The organism is Gracilibacillus lacisalsi DSM 19029 (assembly GCF_000377765.1).
In the GTDB taxonomy this organism is placed as follows: Bacteria; Bacillota; Bacilli; order Bacillales; family Amphibacillaceae; genus Gracilibacillus; species Gracilibacillus lacisalsi.
In genome coordinates this window covers 323,989-338,873 of record NZ_KB898664.1, presented here as the reverse complement: position 1 = coordinate 338,873, position 14,885 = coordinate 323,989, and the positions used below count along the sequence as shown (strand labels likewise).

General features: G+C 34.9%; 16 protein-coding genes and 1 pseudogene. 13 read left to right on the top strand and 4 right to left on the bottom strand.

The window, feature by feature from the left end; all coding sequences use genetic code 11:
- Positions 1–15 precede the first annotated feature (15 nt).
- Together D569_RS0106700 and D569_RS0106695 are read left to right on the top strand one after the other, a co-directional pair.
- Positions 16–1,836 (top strand): ATP-binding protein, encoded by a 1,821-nt coding sequence (locus tag D569_RS0106700; protein ID WP_018931639.1) that lies wholly within the window; start codon positions 16–18, stop codon positions 1,834–1,836.
- Between the two features lie 60 nt (positions 1,837–1,896).
- Positions 1,897–2,328, top strand: coding sequence for a BrxA/BrxB family bacilliredoxin (locus D569_RS0106695; RefSeq protein ID WP_018931638.1), 432 nt, complete (start codon positions 1,897–1,899; stop codon positions 2,326–2,328).
- 118 nt (positions 2,329–2,446) lie between these two features.
- On the opposite strand, the gene prli42 is transcribed toward D569_RS0106695, so the two are convergent.
- Positions 2,447–2,551 carry a stressosome-associated protein Prli42 gene (prli42, locus tag D569_RS24325; RefSeq protein ID WP_018931637.1) on the bottom strand — a complete coding sequence of 35 codons (105 nt, stop codon included), beginning with the start codon at positions 2,549–2,551 and terminating at the stop codon, positions 2,447–2,449.
- A 91-nt stretch (positions 2,552–2,642) separates the two neighbouring features.
- Here prli42 and D569_RS0106685 point away from each other — a divergent pair, with 91 nt between their 5' ends.
- Positions 2,643–3,761, top strand: a complete 1,119-nt coding sequence (locus D569_RS0106685) for a M20/M25/M40 family metallo-hydrolase (RefSeq protein WP_018931636.1) — start codon at positions 2,643–2,645, stop codon at positions 3,759–3,761.
- A gap of 10 nt (positions 3,762–3,771) precedes the next feature.
- Positions 3,772–4,863, top strand: a pseudogene (locus tag D569_RS22635) (DNA polymerase IV); the annotation flags it as partial.
- 116 nt (positions 4,864–4,979) lie between these two features.
- Here D569_RS22635 and rnz read toward each other — a convergent pair.
- Both rnz and D569_RS0106670 read right to left on the bottom strand, forming a co-directional pair.
- Positions 4,980–5,897 carry a ribonuclease Z gene (gene rnz, locus D569_RS0106675; RefSeq protein WP_018931634.1) on the bottom strand — a complete coding sequence of 306 codons (918 nt, stop codon included), beginning with the start codon at positions 5,895–5,897 and terminating at the stop codon, positions 4,980–4,982.
- A 3-nt stretch (positions 5,898–5,900) separates the two neighbouring features.
- Positions 5,901–6,644: a glycerophosphodiester phosphodiesterase gene (locus D569_RS0106670; RefSeq protein ID WP_018931633.1), complete on the bottom strand. Its 744-nt coding sequence runs from the start codon at positions 6,642–6,644 to the stop codon at positions 5,901–5,903.
- Positions 6,645–6,820: 176 nt separating this feature from the next.
- On the opposite strand from D569_RS0106670, the gene D569_RS0106665 reads away from it, so the two are divergent.
- Both D569_RS0106665 and D569_RS0106660 read left to right on the top strand, forming a co-directional pair.
- On the top strand, positions 6,821–7,609 hold the full coding sequence (locus D569_RS0106665; protein ID WP_018931632.1) for an SDR family NAD(P)-dependent oxidoreductase: 789 nt from the start codon (positions 6,821–6,823) through the stop codon (positions 7,607–7,609).
- Positions 7,610–7,621: 12 nt separating this feature from the next.
- Positions 7,622–7,942 carry an iron-sulfur cluster biosynthesis family protein gene (locus D569_RS0106660; RefSeq protein ID WP_018931631.1) on the top strand — a complete coding sequence of 107 codons (321 nt, stop codon included), beginning with the start codon at positions 7,622–7,624 and terminating at the stop codon, positions 7,940–7,942.
- Between the two features lie 258 nt (positions 7,943–8,200).
- Here the strand turns inward: D569_RS0106660 and D569_RS0106655 are convergent, their stop codons facing one another.
- Entirely contained in the window at positions 8,201–9,115 is a 915-nt protein-coding gene (locus tag D569_RS0106655; protein ID WP_018931630.1) for an aldo/keto reductase, read from the bottom strand.
- A gap of 101 nt (positions 9,116–9,216) precedes the next feature.
- Here D569_RS0106655 and D569_RS0106650 point away from each other — a divergent pair, with 101 nt between their 5' ends.
- From D569_RS0106650 to deoB, 7 genes are all read left to right on the top strand, one after another.
- Entirely contained in the window at positions 9,217–9,762 is a 546-nt protein-coding gene (locus D569_RS0106650) for an NUDIX hydrolase (RefSeq protein WP_018931629.1), read from the top strand.
- 1 nt (position 9,763) lies between these two features.
- Positions 9,764–10,924 carry an endonuclease Q family protein gene (locus D569_RS0106645; protein ID WP_018931628.1) on the top strand — a complete coding sequence of 387 codons (1,161 nt, stop codon included), beginning with the start codon at positions 9,764–9,766 and terminating at the stop codon, positions 10,922–10,924.
- Between the two features lie 105 nt (positions 10,925–11,029).
- A complete protein-coding gene (spoIIM, locus tag D569_RS0106640; protein WP_018931627.1) occupies positions 11,030–11,674 on the top strand; it encodes a stage II sporulation protein M in 645 nt (214 codons plus the stop codon).
- Between the two features lie 106 nt (positions 11,675–11,780).
- Entirely contained in the window at positions 11,781–12,260 is a 480-nt protein-coding gene (fur, locus tag D569_RS0106635) for a ferric iron uptake transcriptional regulator (RefSeq protein ID WP_018931626.1), read from the top strand.
- A gap of 63 nt (positions 12,261–12,323) precedes the next feature.
- Positions 12,324–12,542, top strand: coding sequence for a DUF4227 family protein (locus D569_RS0106630; protein ID WP_018931625.1), 219 nt, complete (start codon positions 12,324–12,326; stop codon positions 12,540–12,542).
- A 12-nt stretch (positions 12,543–12,554) separates the two neighbouring features.
- A complete protein-coding gene (xerD, locus tag D569_RS0106625) occupies positions 12,555–13,442 on the top strand; it encodes a site-specific tyrosine recombinase XerD (RefSeq protein ID WP_026287244.1) in 888 nt (295 codons plus the stop codon).
- A 179-nt stretch (positions 13,443–13,621) separates the two neighbouring features.
- On the top strand, positions 13,622–14,797 hold the full coding sequence (gene deoB / locus D569_RS0106620; RefSeq protein WP_018931623.1) for a phosphopentomutase: 1,176 nt from the start codon (positions 13,622–13,624) through the stop codon (positions 14,795–14,797).
- Positions 14,798–14,885 lie beyond the last annotated feature (88 nt).

Here is a 14,885-nt window from a genome sequence, read left to right as displayed (position 1 = left end):
TAGGAGAAATGCCAAATGATTTCCTCTTTTCGAAAATTTTCATTACGCAATAAATTACTATGCATTCTCCTTACTGTAATGGTTATTTTTAGTGGCTTTTCGCTTTTATTAATTCAATCCATTGAAGAAGTAAGTGATGTAACGAACTCTATCAAAGATGAAAACTTACCTGAAATCGTATGGTTGAATCAGTGGGAAAAGGAATTAGAAATAAAAAAACAGATAGTTCTCAGTCATTCTCATACTAATTTTGAAGATGATTTCCAACAGGCATTTGAAGAGAATGAGATTGCCACCAGTAGTATGGAATTAGAGGATGAAATTCCAATACCAGAAAGTATTGAAGGCATACATAAGCAACTTATGTTATTAGATTTCACTGTGACCAACAAAGTATTTGGTTTGCTTGAATATGGTGAAGCAGAAGCAGCTAAAAATGTGATTGAATCAGAATACTTACCCGTTTTAGAATCACTTAAAGAAACAATCATTACGCAGAGAGATAATGAGTACAGTTCTTTACAACAAAATACTAATACATACCCCGAGATTATTGAAAAGTCCTTATATTTTTTACTTATCATTACGATATTCGGTGTTTTAATTTCTTTATATTTTTCATTTAAAATGAGTAAGAGTATTACAAAACCTATCGAATCGATGGTATCGAAGGTAAACAAAATTGCAAATGGTAATTATGGGGAAACCGTATCTAGTACAACCCAGTTGGAATTGCAAAGTTTAGCTAAATCGATTAACCAAATGTCCGTCAGCTTGCAACAGTCGTTCCAGCAAATCATTTCGGATAAAATGAAGCATGAACAAATTTTAAACTCGTTGCCTGTAGGTATCATTACGTATGATAATAATGGCAATGAATATTTGGCAAATTCATATGTACGTGATTTATTTGAATTGAGCAATGAAATCATTACGGATAAAGATATTATAGAAAAGCAAAATAAATATCCTATACTTAAAATGCTTGTTTCTAATGAGTCTTTCCAAAATAAAAAGCTTCATATTACTATTCGCAATAAAGAGTATGTCTTACTAGTTTCGCAGAGTAAATTGAAAGATCGTCATCAAATGACAACAGGAAAAATCCTTTTCTTTATTGATGTTACGGAATCTACGAAACTAGAAAATCGTATCATTCAGTCAGAAAAACTTGCTTTAGTTGGGGAGATGGCGGCTAGTTCAGCTCACGAGATAAGAAATCCTTTAACAGTTATCCATGGCTTCTTATCACTTATGAAGGAGTCGATGTCAGAAGAGGAAATGAAAAAATACAACTTTCATTTAATAATGAAAGAGATTCACAGACTTTATTCCATTGTGGAACAGATGTTATTAATGTCAAATCATAAAAAGCCAGAAAAAGATATGGTATTATTGAAAGACATGCTAAATGACTTGCTCCCGCTTATGTATAATTCATTGGAAGCAAAAAATATTAAAGTGGAGACAGATATAACTGACGAATACATACTTGCCGATCAAAAGCAGTTAAAGCAAGTATTCTTAAATCTTTTGCGAAATAGTAAGGATGCAATAGGGGATAGTGGTTCAATAAAAATAGAAAGTAAAGTGGAAAATAATAAGTACCATATATATATAAGCGATACGGGATCAGGTATTCCAGCTTCTGTTAAAGATGTCTTGTTTGAACCTTTCTCTACATCTAAATCTAACGGAACTGGATTAGGATTAAATGTCGTTTGTAGAATTATTAAAAATCATCAAGGTGACATTTCTGTTGTTTCCAGCGATTCTTCAGGAACGACATTTAAAATAACACTGCCTATTATTAAGACTAAAAGTTCAGTTAATTGAAAAAGTTGATGTCAATTGTTACTATTTAAAAAACTACTTTATTTAGAGAGGGCGAGCAAAATGGAATTTAACTTATTTATGGGAGATATAGTGGAATCAGCAAGAAACGAAATCACACAAGCAGGATTTGAAGAACTTAGAACGCCTGAAGATGTGAAAGAAGCTTTATCTAAAAGTGGTACCACATTAGTAATGGTGAATTCCACATGCGGATGTGCAGGCGGTGTTGCAAGACCTGCTGCAGCTAGTGCTATTCATTATGATAAAAGACCAGAACAGCTAGTGACAGTTTTTGCTGGACAGGATCGAGAAGCTACAGAAGTAGCACGTCAATATTTTGAAGGTTATCAACCATCGTCACCATCATTTGCTTTATTAAAAGATGGACAAATACTGAAAATGGTGGAAAGACATGAAATAGAAGGGCATAGCCCAGTAGAAGTAGTGAATAAACTGCAAGGATTGTTTGATCAGTATTGTGAGGAAGTGTAATCGGCGAGATTTCATACCATAGCGTGAGAAGTTTTAAACCCGTTTCAATCACGAATGAAACGGGTTTAAATTTGTTATTATCTAATCGTTATCATTTCAAAATACTGAACAGTCAAAGTTAGTTAACAAACATTGCTAAACCTGCTGTTAAAGTTGATAATACCATTGCTACAATCATAATATATATAACCAGTTTCATTCGTTTTTCACGCTTAGATGCCATATTAAATCCTCCTTTATGAGCAATACTAAACTATATTTTACAACTAATTAAAAGAATGGACAAGTACATATCAAGAAAAGGGGTATAAACTTTGATCAATCAAGAACGTATTGTTAACCAATTTATTGAGTTAGTAAAAATGGATTCAGAAACGGGAAAAGAAAGAAAAATAGCTGATTATCTAATCAATCTATTTCAGCAATTAGCGTTAGAAGTAAAAGAAGATCAAACCAATCAAGTAACAGGACATGAAGCAGGTAATATCATTGCACGACTAGAAGGAACCAATAAAAACATGCCGGGCATTTATTTTACCGCACATATGGATACTGTTGCTCCTGGTGAAGGGATTCAGCCAGAAATACGTGATGGTATCATCTATTCTGATGGAACAACGGTTTTAGGTGCGGATGATAAAGCTGGAATATCAGCTATTTTAGAGCTTATTCATATCATGAAAGAAAACCCGATAGAACATGGTGATATTTATTTTGTGATTATGAGTGGAGAAGAATCTGGACTTGTAGGATCCCGTGAATTTGACGTTAAGCACTTACCGGTGGAGTACGGTTATGCGCTGGATAGTGATGGGGAGATTGGCACCATTATTACAGCTGCGCCAGCACAAGCAAAATTATATGCCACGATAAACGGAAAGGCTGCTCATGCTGGGGTGAGTCCGGAAAAAGGAATTTCTGCGATAAGTATGACTGCTAAAGCAATTACGAATATGCCATTAGGTCGAATCGATGAAGAAACTACTGCAAATATAGGGAGTTTTGAAGGGAAAGGACCGACAAATATAGTATGTGAGCAAGTATTGTTAGTTGCAGAAGCAAGGTCTTTATCAAAAGATAAATTAGATAGACAGGTGAACGTAATGTGTCATGCGTTGGAAGAAACAGCTTCACAAATGGGTGGAACGGTTGATATAGAAGTTAAAGCCATGTACCCAAATTATCAATTTACAGAAATGGATCAAGTCGTACAAGTGGCTAAGGATGCTGTAAAAGCTGTAGGCAAGACCCCTGCATTAAAAGTAAGTGGTGGTGGCAGTGATGCAAATCATCTATCTGGAAAGGGAATTCCAACAGTTAACTTAGCAGTAGGTTACGAAAATATTCATACAAAAGATGAAAGGATTAGTATTTCAGATTTAACAGAGGTACCTGTTTTATTATATGAAATTGTTAAAAAATCAACTGAATGAGCGTGATGATATGAAATCATGGTATCCGAAAAACGGACGTGTCATATTACATGTTGATATGAATAGCTTTTATGCATCGGTAGAAATAGCAGATAATCCACAGTTAAAAGGCAAGCCGCTTGCTATTGCAGGTAATCCTGATGAACGTAAAGGAATTGTTGTTACAAGTAGTTATGAAGCACGAAGTAAAGGTGTAAAAACTACGATGTCTCTATGGGAAGCGAAAAAACATTGTCCTCAATTGATTGTAAAAAGACCAAATTTTGATCGCTACCGAGAAGTTTCCAATCAAATTTTTCGTATTTTGGAAGATTATACACCATATGTGGAGCCTGTCTCGATTGACGAGGCGTTTCTGGATATTACAGACAGCTATGATCTAGGAAATCCGCTCGATATTGCCGATGCTATTCAACAACATCTCGCAAATGATTTACACTTACCTTGTAGTATCGGGATAGCACCTAATAAATTTCTGGCGAAAATGGCTTCAGATATGAAAAAGCCAAACGGTATTACGATATTAAGAAAAAGAGATGTCTCCTCTAAGCTATGGCCGTTGCCAATTGAAGAAATGTATGGAATTGGAAATAAAACAGCCGAAAAATTAAAGAAATATCAAATCGAAACAATTGAAGATTTAGTAGAAACAGATACAGTGCTATTAAAAGGGTTACTAGGAGTGAATGGGGAGAGGTTAAAAACGAGAGCGTTGGGAGAAGACCCACGTCCAGTTGATCCAGAAAGTGCGAGCAGTTTTAAAAGTATCGGAAGCTCTCAGACTTTCCCTGTTGATGTATCTGATTATGAGCAACTACTTGGACAATTACGAGTTCTTTCGGAAAGCGTTGAAAAGCGTCTGCATCGAAAATCTGCTGTAGGTGATACTATTCAGTTAACTATCCGTTACAGTGATAGAAAAACAATCACGAGAAGAATGAGATTGAATCAGTACGTTGAAAAAGCTTCTGACATATTATTTTACAGCGAACAATTATTGGAAGAGCATTGGAATGCTGATCCCGTTAGGTTACTAGGTATTACTGTACAAAATGCGGTAAAGAAAGAAGATATTACTTACCAGTTAGATCTGTTTCATTATTTAGATGAGCCCAATTAGGATTTGACTAAGACTAAGTGAGTGGTCAGGTGAGCTAACACCTTGATAAGGTTCGCTAATGATCAGTGGGGGTTAAAACCCCCACACTGATCATAGTCTTACTTTACGGAGGCTGAATAAAAATCATGTGCGATAACCGTTTCTTCAAAATATTGTTTAGCCTCTAATAATAATTGATCTACTTCATCCAATTGAAACCTCGATGATATATGGGTAAGAATCAGTTTCTTTACATTTGCCTTTTGTGCGATTTTTGCAGCTTGTGCTGTAGTAGAGTGAAAGTAATCATGTGCCAGTTGTACCTGTTCCTTGTTAAAAGTAGCTTCATGAATCAATAACTCCACATTTTGGACAAAGGAGACATATTCTTCTTTAGTTCTGGTATCACCTAAAATGGCAACGCTTTTACCTTTCTTCGGCTCTCCTATATAGTCTTTGGCATGAACTGTTTTACCATTGGGGAGTTGTACTGTTTCTTTTGTTTTAAATTGACGATAAATCGGACCAGGTGTAATACCATCTTTTTTTAATTTCTCTACTAATAATGAACCCTGACTGTCTTTTTGATCAATGCGGAATCCAAAGCTGTCAATCGCATGGTCTAACTTTTTCACAGAGACGGAAAATTGATTATCCTCAAAAATAATCCCCTCTTTCAGTTCTTCTATCATAATGGGGTAGGATAGTTTGGATTGACTAACCGTTAATGCAGTTTCTATAAATTGTTTAATTCCTGCTGGACCGTAAATAGTTACTGGTTCCTCTCCACCTTGAAAAGATCGACTGCTTAACAAGCCAGGTAACCCGAAAATATGATCTCCATGTAAATGTGTGATGAATATTTTCTCTATCTTCCTCGGCTTGATTGAGGTATGTAATATTTGGTGTTGTGTTGCTTCTCCGCAATCAAACATCCAAAGCCCATTACGCTCTTGTAACAAATCTAGTACGATGGATGTAACATTACGATCTTTACTAGGTAATCCAGCCCCTGTTCCTAAAAAGTGTATGTGCATCGATTAATTCCTTTCTGCAAACCTTCTATTTTTGATATCGATCGCTAATTTAGGTACATCTGTAAAAACGGCATGACACCCTAAACGGATCGCTTTCTTAATAGCAATTGATGAATTTACTGTATATACTGCGACATATAATTGATTATCATTTGCCAGCGCAACTAACCTGTTCGATAGTAGGCGAAAACTGATATGGATACCTTTTGCTTTAATTTTTGTACTGTATGGCACCAAAGCTTTATTATGTCTACCTGTTAATAAAGCATAATCGATATCAACTCTTTTATCATAAATTTTTGTAATACTATCGTGGTTAAAACTCGAAATAACCGTTTGTTTTGTCATATTGTATTTAGCTAATTTTTGGCAGACTATGTCTTCTAACCCTTGATAGAAAATAATATTATTTTTAAGTTCTATGTTTAATTTTAATTGTTTATCCTGGTTCCATGCAAGTAGGTCATCTAAGGTCGGTATTGTTGTGTCCTTATAATGATAAGATTTCCAACTTCCTGCATCTAATTGTTTCAGTTCGTCATAAGTAAAATCTTTCACAAAACCTTTCCCGTTAGTAGTTCTGTTTAGTTGTTCATCATGAATTAAGACAGGGATGTTGTCTTTCGTTAATTGTACATCTGTTTCAATACCATCTGCACCGTGTTTATATGCTAATTCAAAAGCTGGCATTGTATTTTCTGGTGCATATTTGCTAGCGCCGCGATGTGCGTAAATAATGGTAGACATCATTTCACCTCTAAGTAAAAGTTTAACTTCTTCATGATTGTCTTTAATTTATTAGGAAAAGTCAATGATCTAGCTAATAAATTCGTTATTTCTAACAAAAAATTTACATACAATTCAAAATCAATTGGTTCTGTCCATGTTATGGAATATGATATGATAAGGGTGGAGTTGATAGAATGAATCAGTTAAAAGAAAAACATGTATTGATTACTGGTGCTTCCAGCGGTATTGGTGAAGCTTTGGCCTTTGCTTTAGCGGAACATAAAGCTATTCCTGTCTTAGTTGCCAGAACAGAAAGTAAATTAATCGAGATTGCAAGAAGAATAGACAAAATGTATGGAATCAAGTCGATTACGTATCCAGTTGATATTACAGATCGTAAAGAGTGGCAGAAGGGAATGGACCAAATTCTCAAGGAATCTGGTAAAATAGACATCCTGATCAATAACGCAGGAGTAGGTTATTTTGAGGCATTTGATCAATTAAATTGGGAACAGATTGATAACATGATTCGGCTCAATTTGGATTCTCTGTTTTTTACTACTTACTATATGCTTCCAACACTTATGAATCAACCAGTCGCACATATAGTTAACATCGGTTCTCAAGCAGGGAAAATAGCTACACCTAAATCTGCTGTATATAGTGCTACAAAAGCAAGTGTTATTAGTTTCTCTAATGCTTTACGTATGGAACTGGAAGGAATGATACCTGTTACATCGGTAAATATTGGACCGGTAAAAACTGCTTTTTTTGAAACTGCAGATCCAAACGGGGATTATCAAAGAAGCGTCGCAAAGCATATGTTAGATCCAAATGATGTAGCGAACCACATAACCAAATGCCTTTTTAAGAATAAAAGGGAAATCAATTTACCATTTTGGATGCATGCGGGAAGTAAGCTATATCAAAACTTTCCACGAATAATGGAAACCATTTTAAAACCCGCATTTAAGAAGAAGTAATGGAGGGGTATTATGCAATTGATGATTACAGAAAATGCACTAGAAAAAATAAATTCATTAGCGAATTCTAAAAACACTATCTTAGCTTTAACGTATGACACAGAGGGCTGTGGCTGTGGTGTTAACGGCATGCCTACTATTTCACTAATTCCTAGACGAGAAGCAAATCACATAGAGGTGGAATGTGATCAATTTGATGTAGTTGTTCATAACCAAGAAGCTACATTTTTTAGTAAAAAAATGAAATTAGATTATAATGGTGCAACGTTCCGATTAACAAGTCCGAATGAAATGTTAAATCCGTTTATCCACATACATTCAGTAATAGCCTAACTATAAAAGAGATGTATAAAATCGCTGTTATTATCGAATTGTTGGTGGTATTACGGCATAAATAGTTGGGATTCGTTTGGCCTGAAGATTCACTTTTTCGAGCGGTTTTTGCTCGAAAAAGTTAGCTGAAGGGCAAACCCCAGGAAAGAAAAGGAAGCAGCTAGTGGTGGTCAAGCTGTTCAAATATTCATCATTACTACCAAAGTAATCCACGTCTACTTAGCATTTAATGATGAAGTGGCGGGGTTTGCTAGTTTTTTATCTGTGTTGTTGATAGGTATTGGCTTTGGTTATTTCTTTAACTTTTGCAAATTGTTCAGGGTTAAAATGTTGATTTAATGCTTCGGCATTCTCTTTTAATTGTGCAATCGAGCTCGCACCAGCTACGACAGAAGCAACAGCTTGTTCTTGTAATACGTATTGCAATACCAAGCCGTTCAATGTCTGGTTATCCTGCAACACCCCTCGTAACTGCTCAACCGTATGTTTTAAGGTACTTGCATCATAATCTATATATCCGTTCTTACCTTTTGCTGAAACAACTTCTGGACCTTTAGCACTTAACATGCCTTTAGCTAGTGATCCTCTTGTTACTACACTAATTTGATGTTCAGCTAACTGTGTCATCACTTCTTCTTCCGGACGACGATCGAGCATGCTGTATTGCATCATCACACTAGTGATATTAGATTTTGAAATATATTCATGAATGACATTTGGCCTGATCGAAGAAATACCATAATAGCGTATGACACCTTCCTTCACCAAGTCCTCAAAAGCTTCAATCGTTTCATCTATCGGATCCTCAATCGTACCGCCATGTAACTGATATAAGTCAATGTAATCCGTTTGTAGTCTTCTTAAGCTTTCTTTAACTTGTTCTTTAATATAAGCTTTTCGAGGATCCCAAAACCAACTGCCATCGTCTTTTAAATGATTCCCTACTTTTGTAGCTAATACAATTTGATCTCGTTTATTTTTAATCGATTGACCAACAATTTCTTCATTTACACCTTGATCATATAAATCAGCTGTATCTAAATAATTAATACCAACTTCCAATGCTTCATCAATAATTTCACTGGCTTTGGTTGGGGAGGTACCTAGAGACATACAACCAAGTGCAATTTGAGAAACCTCAAGTTCGGACATTCCGAGTTTCGTTTTTTTCATATTGTTCATCCTTTCTACATCATCCATATAAATTCATTGTACAAATCGTAACAAAGAAATACAATGAAAGAGACTGTAGGAAAGAGAAAGGATGAAATATTATGACTAATTTTAATGAGAAAACCATTCATACAACAACTATTTTTGAAGGAAAGGTGATTAATGTGCAAGTAGATGACGTCACCTTGCCAAATGGGAAAACATCAAAAAGAGAAATTGTAAAGCATCCAGGGGCTGTTGCGATAATTCCAGTAACGGAGGATAATAAAATTATTTTTGTCAAACAATATCGTAAGCCACTAGAAAAAACATTAGTGGAGATTCCAGCGGGAAAACTGGAACAAGATGAGGCACCTGAAGTAACGGCATTAAGAGAATTAGAAGAAGAAACAGGTTATACGACAGATCAATTAACATATGTGACTTCTTTTTACACCTCTCCCGGCTTTGCGGATGAAATAATGTACCTATATAAAACAAGTTCATTGAAAAAAGTAGAGCAGCCAAAAGCAATGGACGAAGATGAATTTGTTGAATTAATCGAACTATCATTGGAAGAGGCAGAAAGGTTAGTTACAGAACAAAAAATACATGATGCAAAAACAGCTTATGCGATTCTTTATTTACAACACAAGGGTTTGAAGTAAAATGCTAAAAGAATTTTTTACCGATTTACATATTCATATTGGACGTAATTTAAAGGGGAAGCCAGTGAAGATTACTGCTTCCCAACATTTAACATTGATGAATATTATGCAAGAGGCCAGTGAACGGAAAGGGATAGATATTGTCGGTGTTATTGACTGTCATGCTCCAACGGTTCTAAACGAGGTTGAGCTAGCTGTTGAACAAGGGAAGGCAGCGGAACTAGCAGATGGTGGTGTTCAATTTGGGGACACAACGTTAATTTTAGGTAGCGAAATAGAGGTATATGACAAGAATTGTAAAGGGCCGATACATGTGTTATGTTTCTTTCCCTTTATTCGAAATATGAAGGCATTTTCCCTTTGGCTGTCTTCACATATGAAAAACGTTGAACTGAGTTCACAACGTTATTACGGTGATGCTGTTACTTTACAAACAAAAACACATGAGCTGGATGGGTTATTCATTCCTGCTCATGTTTTTACACCATTTAAGAGCTTGTTCGGGAAAGGAGTAGCTTATTCTTTAACAGAGGTATTAGATCCAGATCAAGTGGACGCCATTGAACTTGGTTTAAGTTCTGATACCAAGATGGCTGATCAAATTGAAGAATTACACCAGTACACGTATTTAACGAATTCAGATGCCCATTCGTTGCCGAAAATAGCAAGAGAATATCAACAGTTACTTTTAGCAGAACCAAGTTTTAAAGAATTAAAAATGGCATTAAACAATGAAGTCGGGCGGTGTGTTAACCGAAATTTTGGAATGAATCCTAAATTAGGAAAATATTATGCAACAGTGTGTGCCAACTGTCTTGCCTCATTTAAAGGAGATAAATGTTCAAAATGCGGTTCTAGTAAATATGTTAAGGGTGTATCAGATCGAATACGAGAATTAGCTTCCGACCAAGTTACTGCTAGTAAGCGACCAGATTATATATATCAAGTCCCCCTTGAATATTTGCCTAAACTGGGGCCAAAAACGATGGACAAGTTATTAGATCATTTTGGTAACGAAATGAATATTATTCACTATATACCAGAAGTTGATTTAGCAAAAGTTGTTGGAGATAATCTTGCTGAAATGATTATTAAATTACGTAAAGGGAAGTTAATGGTGGTTGAAGGTGGAGGCGGACGATATGGAAAAGTTGAAAGTTGACCGTAATAACATTATGTAAAATTAAAATAAACTCTAGTTGAGTTCTATTTCTATTATTCCAATCATAGATTGGAAACGAGAACATAATTAGAGGATGTGAATGAATTGAAACTACCAAAAAGCAGAAAACCCATCTCCAATCATCTTGCAAAATACCATACCATCTATATATTTACGATTATTCTTTTTATAACCGGGATCATATTTGGCGCAATTATCGTCAACAGTATGAATTTTGTTCAAAAAGAAGATTTATTTTTTTATTTAGAACGATTCTTTCTTGGTTATTTACAAGATGAAGATATATCGAAACAAGCATTATTTCAAAATGCAATATTTTATCACATTCAATTTCTATCTTTGCTTTTTTTCCTAGGATTAGCTGTTATTGGATTACCTATCATTTGGGTGTTATTATTTGTAAAAGGAGTAGCAATCGGATTTACTGTTGGTTTTTTTGTTAATCAACTAGGTATCAAAGGATTGTTGTTCTCATTCTCTGCAATAGCACCACAAAACTTGATTCTCATTCCGATCTATATAATGGCTAGCAGTTTCGCTATGATATTCTCATTAACTTTGTTACAGAGTATGTTTTCGAGACGTTATAAACAACCGATTTTACAGATTTTTTACCGATATACCGCTGTTTTTATCTGCTTAATGATCGTGGTTAGCATAGCAGCTTTATTGGAATCGATTGTTTCATTTGAAACGATGAGATTAATATCTGACAGATTTATTAATTGATAATAATTATTAAAAAATAAAAGTTTATTTGCGTTTTTTATAATTATTTTAATTGACACCTTACATTGGAATATTTATAATGTACATATGTAAGGAGGTCTTCATTATGGAACACCGATTAGACCGTATTAAGAAGGAATTGCACGCTCAAAGTTATAAATTAACTCCACAGCGTGAAGCAACTGTCCGTGTATTATTGGAAAGAGAAGAAGACCATCTTAGTGCGGAAGATGTTTATTTATTAGTAAAAGATAAATCACCTGAAATAGGTTTAGCAACTGTATATAGAACTCTAGAATTATTAACGGAATTAGAAATTGTCGATAAAATTAACTTTGGTGATGGGGTTTCTCGCTACGATCTTCGCAAAGAAGGGGCAAAGCATTTCCATCATCATTTAGTTTGTACGGAATGTGGCTCAGTAGAAGAAATAATGGATGACTTGTTGGAAGAAGTCGAGCAAATTGTTCAAACTGATTGGGGATTTATTGTCAAAGATCACCGATTAACATTCCATGGAATATGTCAAAAATGTCAAGATCGAATTTGTCGAAATTGTGAAGCAAAAAAATTATCCGCTAAATAGGTATATTTTTATATAATATCGGTATAAATTCTAATAGAGTCTATTCTATTAGGAGAATGCCATATGTCTTCCATTGTAAAAATTTTTTTTGAAATGATGAAGTTTTTTATTATTTTTGTATTGTGTACCATTTTGTTTTATTATGTGATCAAAGCGTTACATCAAGAGTATGAAAAATTAGATCGCTATGAGTATCCTCAAGGAAATGCTGTAAAAGTGTTTCAGCAGGAAGAGCCCGATGTTTGGGAGCGTTTGAGTATCTTTTTTCGATTGGGAGAATAAATCATGGATGAGATGCAATATCCAGTAGAAGAGTTTTTTCACTTTTTAAAAATAGAAAGAGGATTATCTGATAATACTTTGCAAGCTTATAAACGAGACCTTCTCAAGTATTATCATTTTCTTAAGGAAGAAAGAGAACTAACGGAATGGAACGAGGCTGGTCGTCGTGATATTATGCAATTTTTGTATCAGTTGAACGACCAGGGTAAATCACCCGCTACTATCGCAAGAATGTTGTCCACATTAAGACTATTTCACCAATTTTTAATAAGAGAATATCAGCTAAAAGAGGATCCAAGCTTACATATCGAAACGCCAAAAGCAAACCGAAAATTGCCAAAAGTATTATCTGCAAAAGATATTGATAAATTACTGAATATTCCGGCTACAGATAAATATTCCATACGTAACAAAGCAATGTTAGAAACCCTTTATGCAACAGGGTTGCGTGTTTCAGAACTGATTAATTTAAAGATGAACGATTTGCATTTAACAATGGGATTTGTTCGCTGCTTTGGGAAAGGATCTAAAGAACGGATTGTTCCTTTAGGTGATATTGCTAAAGATGCTTTAGATTTATATATTCAATCTGCTAGACACGATTTAGTTAAAAAAAAGCAAACCGAAACAGTATTTGTCAACCATCATGGAAATCCATTGTCACGTCAAGGGTTTTGGAAGATTATTAAAGAGATTGCCAGAGATGCAGGTATTGAAAAGGAGCTGTCTCCACATACATTACGCCATTCCTTTGCGACACACCTGCTAGAGAATGGTGCTGATTTAAGAGCAGTCCAAGAAATGCTTGGTCATGCAGATATATCTACAACTCAAATTTATACACATGTTTCTAAATCTAGATTAAAAGATATTTATAAAACACATCATCCAAGAGCTTAAAATCGTCACGATTATCATCGTGGCGATTTATTTGTTTACATAGGTGTATCGATTTAGCTTCTTTTTTGTTCCTCTATCATAACAATTATTCTGGAACAATGCATATTTCATTAATGAATATACTAATATGAGGCATACTACGTTGATAGGGAGGGTATGGAAGAATAGGAGGGATTAGCATGCCAACTTTTAATCGAATTTTTTTAATTGTACTTGATTCTGTAGGTATAGGAGAAGCACCTGACGCGGCAGATTTTAATGACATTGGTGCTGATACATTGGGTCACATTGCCGAACATCGAAATGGATTGCATATGCCTCATATGGGAAAACTGGGTTTAAGTAATATAAAGGAAATTAATGGCATAGAAAAGACAGCTAAGCCAAAGGCTCATTATACGAAAATGCAAGAAGCGTCCAATGGAAAAGATACAATGACAGGTCATTGGGAAATGATGGGCCTCTATATTGATACTCCTTTTCGAACATTTGAACAATTTCCTGAAGAGTTAATTGAAACGATTGAACAGAAAACGGGAAGAAAAGTAATTGGCAATAAACCAGCTTCAGGTACAGAAATTATTAAGGAATTAGGTCCACAACATATGGAAACAGGAAATCTTATTATTTATACTTCAGCTGATTCCGTATTACAAATTGCAGCCCATGAAGAAATAATTCCTGTAAAAGAATTATATGAAATTTGTGAGTTTTGCCGTGAACTGACTTTAGACGAAAAATATATGATCGGGCGTGTAATTGCCAGACCATTTGTCGGTGAGCCAGATCATTTCGAACGGACTGCTAATCGACATGATTATGCCCTAAAACCTTTTGGATATACTGTTATGAACTCTTTGGAAGATGGTGGCTATGATGTTGTTGCGTTAGGTAAAATTACGGATATCTATGATGGTGAAGGAGTCACGGAATCAATTCGAACAGAAGATAATGAAGATGGGATCAAAAAATTTATACAATCAATGGATAAATCGTTTCACGGTCTGAATTTCTTAAATTTAGTTGATTTTGATGCTAAATATGGTCATAGAAGAAATCCAGATGGGTATGCAGAAGCGCTAGAAAAGTTTGATCAATTTTTACCGGAAGTCTTAGATAAATTACAAGAAGCTGATTTACTTATCATAACAGCAGATCATGGTAATGATCCTACTCATCATGGAACAGACCATACCAGAGAATATGTACCGTTACTTGTTTATCATCACGGGATAGATGTAGGAAAAGAGTTGCCATTAAGAGAAACATTTGCTGATGTTGGAGCTACAATTGCGGACAATTTTAAAGTGAAACGTCCTCAATATGGTAAGAGTTTTTTGAGTGATATAAAATAAGATTTTCTAACTTCTAAATTGTCTCCCTTTAATAGGGATTCATAAAAGAAAGGCTAGTCCGAGTTTTTCCTTTAGGTTGAACCTTGAC

Bases quoted from the DNA above. Each gene is read 5' to 3' on its own strand.
- D569_RS0106700 (WP_018931639.1), top strand. From the start codon at position 16: ATGATTTCCTCTTTTCGAAAATTTTCATTACGCAATAAATTACTATGC.
- D569_RS0106695 (WP_018931638.1), top strand. From the start codon at position 1,897: ATGGAATTTAACTTATTTATGGGAGATATAGTGGAATCAGCAAGAAAC.
- prli42 (WP_018931637.1), bottom strand. From the start codon at position 2,551: ATGGCATCTAAGCGTGAAAAACGAATGAAACTGGTTATATATATTATG.
- rnz (WP_018931634.1), bottom strand. From the start codon at position 5,897: ATGCACATACACTTTTTAGGAACAGGGGCTGGATTACCTAGTAAAGAT.
- D569_RS0106670 (WP_018931633.1), bottom strand. From the start codon at position 6,644: ATGTCTACCATTATTTACGCACATCGCGGCGCTAGCAAATATGCACCA.
- D569_RS0106665 (WP_018931632.1), top strand. From the start codon at position 6,821: ATGAATCAGTTAAAAGAAAAACATGTATTGATTACTGGTGCTTCCAGC.
- D569_RS0106660 (WP_018931631.1), top strand. From the start codon at position 7,622: ATGCAATTGATGATTACAGAAAATGCACTAGAAAAAATAAATTCATTA.
- D569_RS0106655 (WP_018931630.1), bottom strand. From the start codon at position 9,115: ATGAAAAAAACGAAACTCGGAATGTCCGAACTTGAGGTTTCTCAAATT.
- D569_RS0106650 (WP_018931629.1), top strand. From the start codon at position 9,217: ATGACTAATTTTAATGAGAAAACCATTCATACAACAACTATTTTTGAA.
- D569_RS0106645 (WP_018931628.1), top strand. From the start codon at position 9,764: ATGCTAAAAGAATTTTTTACCGATTTACATATTCATATTGGACGTAAT.
- fur (WP_018931626.1), top strand. From the start codon at position 11,781: ATGGAACACCGATTAGACCGTATTAAGAAGGAATTGCACGCTCAAAGT.
- D569_RS0106630 (WP_018931625.1), top strand. From the start codon at position 12,324: ATGTCTTCCATTGTAAAAATTTTTTTTGAAATGATGAAGTTTTTTATT.
- xerD (WP_026287244.1), top strand. From the start codon at position 12,555: ATGCAATATCCAGTAGAAGAGTTTTTTCACTTTTTAAAAATAGAAAGA.
- deoB (WP_018931623.1), top strand. From the start codon at position 13,622: ATGCCAACTTTTAATCGAATTTTTTTAATTGTACTTGATTCTGTAGGT.